The following is an 8,948-nucleotide window of genomic DNA, read 5'->3' as shown; positions in this document are numbered from 1 at the left end:
ATGTTCTGTTGTTGTCTGTTTTCTTTTTGCGTATTTGGGTGGGGTGTGTGGTGTGGGGTTTGTTTGTGTATTTGGTGGTGGTCGCCCGACGCGGTGGGGCCGCGCGATGACCCAGCCACCGACGCCCGCCCGACCGCCCGAGCCAGCCTCCGCCGTCTCCGGCACCGAGGCCCTGCTGCGCCGCCTGATCGGTGCCGGCGTGGACGTCGCAGCCGCCGTCGACGTCAGCACGTGCGAGCCCGACGGCGACCGGCAGGTCTTCTCCTACGAGGCCACCGGTGGCCGGCTGCTGCTGCGCGGCAGCGACCCGGGCGCGCTCGCCAGCGGGTTCTACCACTACGCCAAGAACCACGGCGGTGCCCAGTTCACCTGGGACGAGCACACCCTCGACCTGCCGGCGCCGCTGCCGGACGCACCGCCGACCCGGCGCACCACCGAGCTCACAACCCGGTACTACCTGAACTTCGTGACGTTCTCCTACTCCGCGGCCTACTGGGGTTGGGAGCGGTGGGAGCGCGAGATCGACTGGATGGCCCTGCACGGGATCAACCTGCCGCTGATGGTCCTGGGCCACGAGGCCGTGCTGCTGCGGGCGTTCACCGATCTCGGCCTCGACCCCGCGGACGCGGCCGCGTGGATCGGCGGCTCCGCGCACTTCGCCTGGACCTGGATGGGGGCGACGAACTCCTGGGGCGGGCCGCTGCCCAAGGACTGGGTCGCCGAGCACCTCGACCTCGCCCGCCGGGTCCTGGACCGACAGCGCGAACTCGGGATGACGCCGGTGCTGCCCGCGTTCGCCGGGCATGTCCCGCCCCAGCTCGCCCCGGACGGCACGCCCACGATCGAGTGGCAGGGCTGGCGCACCCACCTGCTGCCCGCCGACTCGGACGGGTTCGCACGCGTCGCCGCGGCGGTCATGACCGCCCAGCGTGAGCTGCTCGGCACCGACCATCACTACGCCGTCGACCCGTTCATCGAGTCCGTGCCGCCGTCCGGCGACCCCGCCTACCTGCGGTCGATGGCGCAGGGAATCTACGCCGGCATCGCCGACTCCGACCCGGACGCCGTCTGGGTGCTGCAGGGATGGCCGTTCCACTACCAGCGCGGCTTCTGGACCGATGAGCGCGCCCGGGCGTTCCTGGACGCGGTGCCCGCCGAGCGGCTGCTGCTGCTGGACCTGTGGGCCGAGCACGCACCGATGTGGGAGCGCACCGACGCGATGTTCGGGCGCCGGTGGCTGTGGTGCGCCGTGCACAACTTCGGCGGACGGTTCGCCCTGTTCGGCGACCTGGACGGCCTGCGTGACGGGCTCGGCCGCGCTCGCCGGTCCCCCGACCGGGGCCGCCTCGAGGGCACCGGACTGACCATGGAGGCGATCGAGAACAACGCCGTCTTCTACGAGCTCCTCGCGGACCTGGTCTGGGAGCCGGCGCCCAGCCAGGACTGGCTCGCCGGCTTCGCCCGCACGCGGTACCGGACCGATGACCCCGCCGCGGCGGGCGCCTGGGAGATCCTCGCCCGGACCCTGTACGCACCCGGGCGGACCCGGTCCATCCCGTCGCCGATCATCGCCCGCCCATGGGGCCCCGAGGCGCCGTTCGCGACACAGCGCCTGGCCGGTGAGTTCGTCGACACCAGCGCACCCGAACGCCAGTCCGCGAACATCGACGCCGAGAACGACCCGCGGGTGCTCGGCGATCTCACCGACCTGGCCGAGGCCGCGCACCTGCTGATCGGTCTGCATCCGGACACCCCGGCGGGCGGCCCGCTCGGGCGGGACGTCGTGGACGTCGTCGGGCACATCGTGGCCCAGCACGCGCGGCTGCCGATCCGGGCGATCCTCGCCGCCTCCGCGCGTGGTGATGCCGGCGGCGTGCGGCGCGCGATGGCGGACCTGCGCGCGCACATCCTCACCCTCGACGACCTCGCCGACCAACTGCCCGGCTCCCGGCTGGCGACCTGGACGGCGGACGCCCGGGCCTGGGGCGCCGACCCTGCCGAGGCCGACGTGCTGGAGCGGGACGCCCGCACCCTGCTCACCGTGTGGGGCCGCCAGGACAGCGGCCTGCACGACTACTCCGGCCGGCACTGGTCCGGGCTGCTCGCCGGGTTCTACCTCCCCCGGTGGCAGCTCTGGGCGGACTGGCTCGCCGACGCGAGCGAACGGCCCGACGGCGCAGGTTCCGCCGACGTGTCGGCGTTGCGGCAGGCGGTCGTGGCCCACGAGGAGGCCTGGCGCACCGCGACCACACCCGGCACCCCGGTGCCGGCTGACCGGCGGGCGCTGCCGACTCTGGCCCGAGACGCCCTCGCGAGGTTCCCTGCCCCACGCGGGGCTAGCGCCGCCGTCGCCCCCTCGACCGACCCGACCCGAACAGCAACCGCCACATCCCCCGAGAAGAAGGAGTAACCGATGTCCATCAGTAGAAGGTCATCAGCGATCACGATCGCAGCCACCGCGGCGTTCGCCGTCCTGCTCGCCGGCTGTTCCGGCGACTCCGACGACGGCGGCACCGGTGACGGCACCGACGGCGAGTACAACGACATCGTGTTCTGGACGCCGCAGGTCACCCCGTCCCGGCTGGCTGCGCAGGAGCAGATCGCCGCGGACTTCGAAGCCGAGACCGGCATCGGCGTCGAGGTCGTGCCGCTGGGCGGCGCGGACCAGAACCAGGCGCTGGTCACCGGCGCCGCCTCCGGCGACGTGCCCGACGTCATCCTGCACGGCGCGGACCAGACCGCCGCGTGGGTCGCCCAGGGCCTCCTCGACACCGAGGTCACCGCCGCGGCCGTGGAGGCCCTCGACCCGTCGACGTTCAACGAGAACGCGCTCAACCAGGTCACCCTCGACGGTGAGGTCGCGTCCGTGCCCTCCGACGGCTGGGTGCACCTGATCGTCTACCGCCAGGACCTCTTCGACGCCGCGGGCGTCGAGGTGCCGACGAACCTGGCCGAGCTCGCCGAGGCGGCCACCACGCTCAGCGAGACCGGGGTCACCGGCATCGCGCTCGGCACGCAGTCCGGGACACCGTCCTCGACGGAGGCGGTCAACTCGATCCTGCCGACGAACGGCTGCGAGCTCGTGGTCTCCGGCGAGGTCACCATCGACTCACCGGAATGCGTCGAAGGTCTCGAGCACTTCCTCGAGCTGCGCGACTCCAGCGTCTCCGGTGACCTGGACGTGCCCGCCGCGCAGGCCGCCTACCTCGCCGGCGACGCGGCGATGCTGTTGTTCTCGACCCACATCTTCGACGAGCTCGCCGGCCTGTCCCCCGACGTGCCGGTGACCTGCGCGGAGTGCGTCGACAACCCGAACTTCCTCGCCGAGAACTCCGGGTTCATCACCGTCCTCGACGAGGCTAACCCGAACCAGTACGGCACGGTCCTCGGCTACGGCGTGCCGGTCGGCGCAAACGCCACCGAGGCGCAGATGTTCATCGAGTATGTGATGAGCACCGGCTACGTGGACACCCTGGCCACCGCGACCGAGGGCCGGCTGCCGCTGCGCCTGGGCACTCCCGAGAACCCGAGCGAGTTCATCGACGCCTGGGGTGGGCTGCCGATCGGCCCGGCACCCGAGGAGGGCGTCTCCATCGCCTCGATCTATGGGGAGGAGATCGTCACCGACATCAACGCCGGCATGGAGTCCGTGTACCGCTGGGGCTTCGGCACCGAGGACGCCGAACTGGCCGGTGCCGCGTTCACGCAGGGCACCCTGGCCAGCAATCTGGATGCGCTGTACGGTGGCACGCCGGCCGCCGACGTCGCCGCCACCATGGCCGAACAGGTGACCGCCCTCCAGGCAGAACTCGGCTGACATCTTGACGTCATCGACACGGCGGTTCTCCCCCTGGGCGCGGATGAACCGCGCCCAGCGGGAGAACCTCAACGGACACCTGCTCACCGCGCCGACGCTCCTGGTGATCCTCGCGATAGTGATCGTGCCGTTCCTGGCGGTGATCGTGTTCGCGTTCGCCGACCTACGGCTCGTGGACATCCCCTACATGAACCTGGGGAGCATCGAGTGGACGCTGGACAACATCACCGGTGCGATGGAGTCGAAGGCGTTCTGGGGTGCCCTCGGCACCACGATCGCGTACGCGACGCTGACCACCCTCGGCGCGATCGTGTGTGGCCTGGTCGTGGCGCTCGCCATCCGGCGCCCGTTCCGCGGGCGCGGCGTGGTCCGAGCGCTGCTGCTGGTGCCGTACGTGCTACCGGTCATCGCGGCCGCCACGATCTGGCGGACCATGCTGAACCCCCAGTACGGCCTGATCAACGCGTTCGGGCTCGAGTTCCTCGGGTGGGACCGGCCGATCGGCTTCCTCAACACGAGCACCTACGAGGTGTTCGGCGTGAGCATCCCGCTGACCCTGCTCACCGTGGTCGCCTTCGAGGTCTGGAAGACCACCCCGCTGACGTTCCTGTTCATCACGGCGCGGCTGCAGTCGATCCCGGGAGACATCGAGGAGGCGGCCGCTCTCGACGGAGCCTCGTCCCGGAAGATCCTCACCCAGATCGTCGGCCCGCAACTGCGGGCCGTGGTGCTGCTGCTGATCCTGCTGCGGTTCATCTGGTCGTTCCAGAGCTTCAACGACATCTACCTGCTCACCGGCGGCGCCGGGGGCACCCAGGTGATGGCGGTGAAGGTCTACACCGAGCTGATCACGCGTGCCGACATCGGCAGCGCCGCCTCCTACGGGTTGCTGATGTCGGTGATCCTCGGGGTGCTGCTGGTGTTCTACGTGCTGCTCAGCAGAAGGAAGGAGACCCTGTGAGCAAGGCGATGAGGGCGCCGTTGCCCGAGCGGGCCCTGCGTGTGGTCGTGATCGTGGTTGCCCTGGTGCTGGCCGTCGGTCCGGTGCTCTACGGCGCGGTGCTGGCGATCCGGCCGTTCTCGGCGGTCCTGAACGCGCCACTGGACCTGTTCCCGGGACCGAGCGAGTGGGACTTCTCCGCCTTCGGCACCGCGATCCGGGACGAGGCGGACGGCGGGTTCGGCCTCGGCCGGTTCATCCGCAACTCACTGCTGCTCGCGCTCGGCACCGTGGTGGCCTCGCTCGCCGTGAGCGTGCTCGGCGCGTACGCCGCGGCGCGGCTGCGGTACAAGGGCCGTGGCGTCGTGAACGGGATCATCCTGTCCGTCTACCTGCTGCCCGGCATCGTGCTGGCCGTGCCGCTGTTCGTGATGCTCAGCCGCGTCGGTCTGACCGGCAACCTCGCCGGGCTGCTGATCGTGTATGTCTCGACGACCGTCCCGGTTGCCATCTACATGGTGCGCAACTACTTCATCGCGCTGCCGGAGAGCGTCGAGGAGGCGGCCATCATCGACGGCTGCTCGCTGCCGGTCATGCTGTGGCGGGTCGTGCTGCCGATCGCGGCTCCCGGGGTCGCGGCCACCGCGATCTACGTGTTCATGATCGCCTGGAACGAGTACCTGTTCGCGCTGCTGTTCCTGGTCCAGAAGCGCGAGCTGTGGACCGCACCGCTGGGGCTGTCGCAACTGACCGAGATCAGCGTCCCGGTGACCGTGCTGCTGGCCGGTTCGATCATCGTCACGGTACCCGTGGTGGTGCTGTTCTTCATCTTCCAGCGGTTCCTGGTCTCCGGGCTGACGACGGGGGCCGAGAAGTGAGGCGGCCGTTGCGCCTGGGGGTGTTGGGTGCGGGCGCCCGCGGGCAGGAGGCCTACGGGCGCTGGATGCTCGAGCACCCGGACCGGGTCGAGCTCGCGGCGGTGGCCGACGTCCGCGCGGACCGGGCGCTACGGTTCGCCGAGGCCGCGGGCTCCCACCCGCCGGTGTTCAGCGACTGGCGCCACCTCGTGGCCCGCCTTCCCGAGCTCGACCTGGACGCGGCGGTGGTGGCGCTGCCGGACCAGCTGCACGTGGACCCCGCGATCGCGCTGGCAGACGCCGGCGTGCCGATGCTGCTCGAGAAGCCCGCGGCGCCCACCTCGGCCGAGCTGGAGCGCCTGGCCGCGCACTGCGCCCGGACCGGCGCCCGGGTGGCGGTCGGGCATGTGCTGCGGTTCACCCCGTTCTGGCGCACCATCTCCGAGCTCATCCACTCCCCCGCGTTCGGGCAGATGCTCACCCTGGAACTGCGGGAGAACATCGGGTTCTGGCACTTCGCGCACTCCTACGTACGCGGGAACTGGCGCCAGGTCGCCACGTCCAGCCCGATGGTGCTCGCGAAGACCTGCCACGACCTCGACCTGATCCGGTGGCTGGCCGGGCGGGCACCGACCACCGTGTACAGCGTCGGCTCGCTCACGCACTTCCGCGCCGAGAACGCCCCCGACGGCGCACCCGAGTTCTGCATCGACGGTTGCCCGGCCGCGGCGGACTGCCCGTTCAACGCCCCGCGCTACTACCTGGAGGGTTTGGCGGATGTCCACGGCGTACCGGTCACGCTGCTGACGGAGGACACCACACCCCAGGGACGCCGTCAGGCCCTGCACGTCAGCGACTACGGCCGGTGCGTGTACCGCTCCGGCAACGACGTGGTCGACCACCAGCAGACGACGATGACGTTCGCCGGTGGGCTCACGGCGAACCTCACCGCATCGGCGTTCACCGGGCGCAACACCCGCGACATCGCCATCACCGGCACCCACGGCCAGCTCGTCGGGAACATGGAGACGGGCCGGATCGAGCTCGACCTGTTCGCACCGACCGCCGTAGCGCCGCAGCTGAGTGCCGGCATCGTCACCGGGCGGCACACGCGGGCACCGATGGGGCACGGGGTCTGGACTATCGAGGCCCGGCCCGAGGGCGCCGACGCCGACGACCACCGGGGCCACGCCGGCGGCGACGACGGCCTGATGGAGGCGTTCGTGGCCGCCCTCGAGCGGGACGAGCTCGGACGTGACCCGGTGCTCTCCCTGGACACGGCGATGGACAGTCACCGGATGGCGTTCGCCGCGGAGTCCTCACGCCTGCTCGGGCGTCCCGTGGAGTTCACGAGCGCGGTCGGCGCGGCGCCCGGACCGGCCGACGCGGCGATCGGGCCGGCAGGCGCGGCATGAGATTCACCGACCAGGTCGTCGTGATCACGGGCGCTGCGTCGGGGATCGGAGCGCGCCTGGTCGAACGGTTCGCGGCCGAGGGCGCGCGGGTCGTCGGCCTGGATCTGCGAGGGCCGACGGCGGAGCTCGCCGGGGGCGCGGACGCTGCGGCTGCGGTGGTGTTCCGCGGGGTCGATGTGACGGACTCCGCCGCGGTCACCAAGGCTATGGCGGCGATCGAACGGGAGGTCGGCCCGATCGCGGTTCTCGTCAACAACGCCGCGATCGCCGTCGCCGACGGCCTGATCGACATCACCGACGAGCAGTGGGCCACCGAGCGGGCCGTGGTGCTGGACGGCACGTTCCACTGCGTCCGGGCGGTGCTGCCGGCGATGATCGGACGGTCCGGCGGCGTCATCGTCAACGTGACCTCCGTGAACGGCCTCGCCGCATATGGGCAGGAGGCCTACAGCGCGGCGAAGGCCGGCGTCGAGAACCTGACCCGCGGCCTGGCGCTGCGGTACGGCCCGCACGGGATCCGCGCCGTCGCCGTCGCACCGGGCACCGTCGACACCCCGGCCTGGCGCCAGCGTGTGACCGCGAACCCGCGGGTCTTCGACGACCTGGCGGCCTGGTACCCGCTCGGACGGGTCGGGACCCCGGACGACATCGCCGGTGCGGTCCTGTTCATGGCCTCGGCGGACGCCGCCTGGATCACCGGCACCACCCTCGTGGTGGACGGTGGCCTGACCGCCGGGGGGTTCCGGATGATCCCGACCGCCGTCGGCCGGGACTCGTGATGGTCAGCTACGACGACCTGGGCGTGCGCCCCGTCATCAACGCCCACAACACGCTGACGGTGCTCGGCGGGTCCCTGATGGAGGAGGCCGTGACCGACGCGATGAGCCTCGCGGCCCGCTCGTTCGTGGACCTGAACGAGCTGCAGACGGCGGCCTCCGCCCGCGTCGCCAGGCTCACCCGGAACGAGGACGCCCTCGTCGTCTCCGGGGCCTCGGCCGGACTGCTGCTGGGTGCGCTGGCCATGATGACTCGAGGCGACCTGCGCGTCGTCGGGCAGCTGCTGGAGCATGGCGCGGGAGCCCTGCCGCGCACCGAGATCCTCATGCACCGCGCCCACCGGATCCCCTACGACAATGTCCTCACCCTGGCCGGGGCGCGCGTGGTCGAGTTCGGCAACGCCATCCAGACCCAGGACTGGGAGCTGGACGCGGCTATCGGCGAGCGGACCGCCGGCATCGTGTTCGTGGCCGGTTCGCACCTGGGCGACGCGGCGCTGCCGTTCGAGGTGGTCGCCCGGATCGCCCGCGACCGCGGCGTGCCCGTGTTCGTCGACGCCGCCGCGCAGCTGCCGCCGCGGGAGAACCTGTGGCGGTTCACCCGGGCCGGCGCAGACCTGGTCGCGTTCAGTGGCGGCAAGGAGCTGCGTGGACCACAGGCGTCCGGGCTGCTGCTCGGCTCGGCGGCCTATATCGGCGCCGCCCGGCAGCATGCTTTCCCGCTGCAGCGCTTCGGCCGGCCGGCGAAGGTGGGCAAGGAGGAGATCATGGGCCTGTTGACCGCGCTGGACCTCTGGCTGGACCGGGATCTGGAGTCCGACCTGGCCCGTGCCGAACAGGTCGCCGCCACCTGGATCAGCGAGTTCCGCGGCCTCCCGGGCGTCACCGCGGCCAGGGACTGGCCCGGCGAGGCGGGAGGGCCGTGGCCGCGGGTACGGCTCCAGTGGTCCCCGGATGCCCATCCCCCGGCCGCGAGGGTCGCCGCGGCGCTCGCTGACGGGAACCCCCGGGTGATCGTGATGGTGGCGTCCGAGCACGCGTTGTGGATCAACCCGGTACTGGTCACCGACACCGAGGCGGGCCGGGTCGGCGATGCCGTCCGGCGGGTGTTCGCGCCCCAGTAGCCGCCGCGCCGGTTGTGTC

General features: G+C 71.5%; 7 protein-coding genes. All 7 read left to right on the top strand.

All coding sequences use genetic code 11. The features are described from left to right. The first annotated feature begins 106 nt into the window (after positions 1 to 106). The 7 genes from HALOF300_RS25115 to HALOF300_RS25085 are packed head-to-tail and all read left to right on the top strand — an operon-like array spanning position 107 to position 8,929. Positions 107 to 2,410 (top strand): alpha-N-acetylglucosaminidase, encoded by a 2,304-nt coding sequence (locus HALOF300_RS25115; RefSeq protein ID WP_156743597.1) that lies wholly within the window; start codon positions 107 to 109, stop codon positions 2,408 to 2,410. Between the two features lie 3 nt (positions 2,411 to 2,413). Then, positions 2,414 to 3,817 carry an ABC transporter substrate-binding protein gene (locus HALOF300_RS25110; protein ID WP_156743596.1) on the top strand — a complete coding sequence of 468 codons (1,404 nt, stop codon included), beginning with the start codon at positions 2,414 to 2,416 and terminating at the stop codon, positions 3,815 to 3,817. A gap of 4 nt (positions 3,818 to 3,821) precedes the next feature. After that, positions 3,822 to 4,778, top strand: a complete 957-nt coding sequence (locus HALOF300_RS25105) for a carbohydrate ABC transporter permease (RefSeq protein WP_231955752.1) — start codon at positions 3,822 to 3,824, stop codon at positions 4,776 to 4,778. Continuing rightward, entirely contained in the window at positions 4,775 to 5,635 is an 861-nt protein-coding gene (locus HALOF300_RS25100; protein WP_231955751.1) for a carbohydrate ABC transporter permease, read from the top strand. The genes HALOF300_RS25105 and HALOF300_RS25100 overlap by 4 nt, the downstream gene beginning before the upstream one ends. A gap of 8 nt (positions 5,636 to 5,643) precedes the next feature. Further along, a complete protein-coding gene (locus HALOF300_RS25095) occupies positions 5,644 to 7,029 on the top strand; it encodes a Gfo/Idh/MocA family protein (protein ID WP_231955750.1) in 1,386 nt (461 codons plus the stop codon). After that, positions 7,026 to 7,808 carry an SDR family oxidoreductase gene (locus HALOF300_RS25090; protein ID WP_156743594.1) on the top strand — a complete coding sequence of 261 codons (783 nt, stop codon included), beginning with the start codon at positions 7,026 to 7,028 and terminating at the stop codon, positions 7,806 to 7,808. Before HALOF300_RS25095 ends, HALOF300_RS25090 begins: the two co-directional genes overlap by 4 nt. Next, a complete protein-coding gene (locus HALOF300_RS25085; RefSeq protein WP_156743593.1) occupies positions 7,808 to 8,929 on the top strand; it encodes an aminotransferase class V-fold PLP-dependent enzyme in 1,122 nt (373 codons plus the stop codon). Before HALOF300_RS25090 ends, HALOF300_RS25085 begins: the two co-directional genes overlap by 1 nt. The last annotated feature ends 19 nt before the right edge of the window (positions 8,930 to 8,948 follow it).

The sequence above is a fragment of the Occultella aeris genome (genome assembly GCF_902703175.1).
In the GTDB taxonomy this organism is placed as follows: domain Bacteria; phylum Actinomycetota; class Actinomycetes; order Actinomycetales; family Beutenbergiaceae; genus Occultella; species Occultella aeris.
Note: the sequence above shows the minus strand (reverse complement) of the source record. Positions and strands in the feature narration are given on the sequence as shown.

Coding starts and splice junctions, on each gene's coding strand:
- HALOF300_RS25115 (WP_156743597.1), top strand. CDS start 107: ATGACCCAGCCACCGACGCCCGCCCGACCGCCCGAGCCAGCCTCCGCC.
- HALOF300_RS25110 (WP_156743596.1), top strand. CDS start 2,414: ATGTCCATCAGTAGAAGGTCATCAGCGATCACGATCGCAGCCACCGCG.
- HALOF300_RS25090 (WP_156743594.1), top strand. CDS start 7,026: ATGAGATTCACCGACCAGGTCGTCGTGATCACGGGCGCTGCGTCGGGG.
- HALOF300_RS25085 (WP_156743593.1), top strand. CDS start 7,808: ATGGTCAGCTACGACGACCTGGGCGTGCGCCCCGTCATCAACGCCCAC.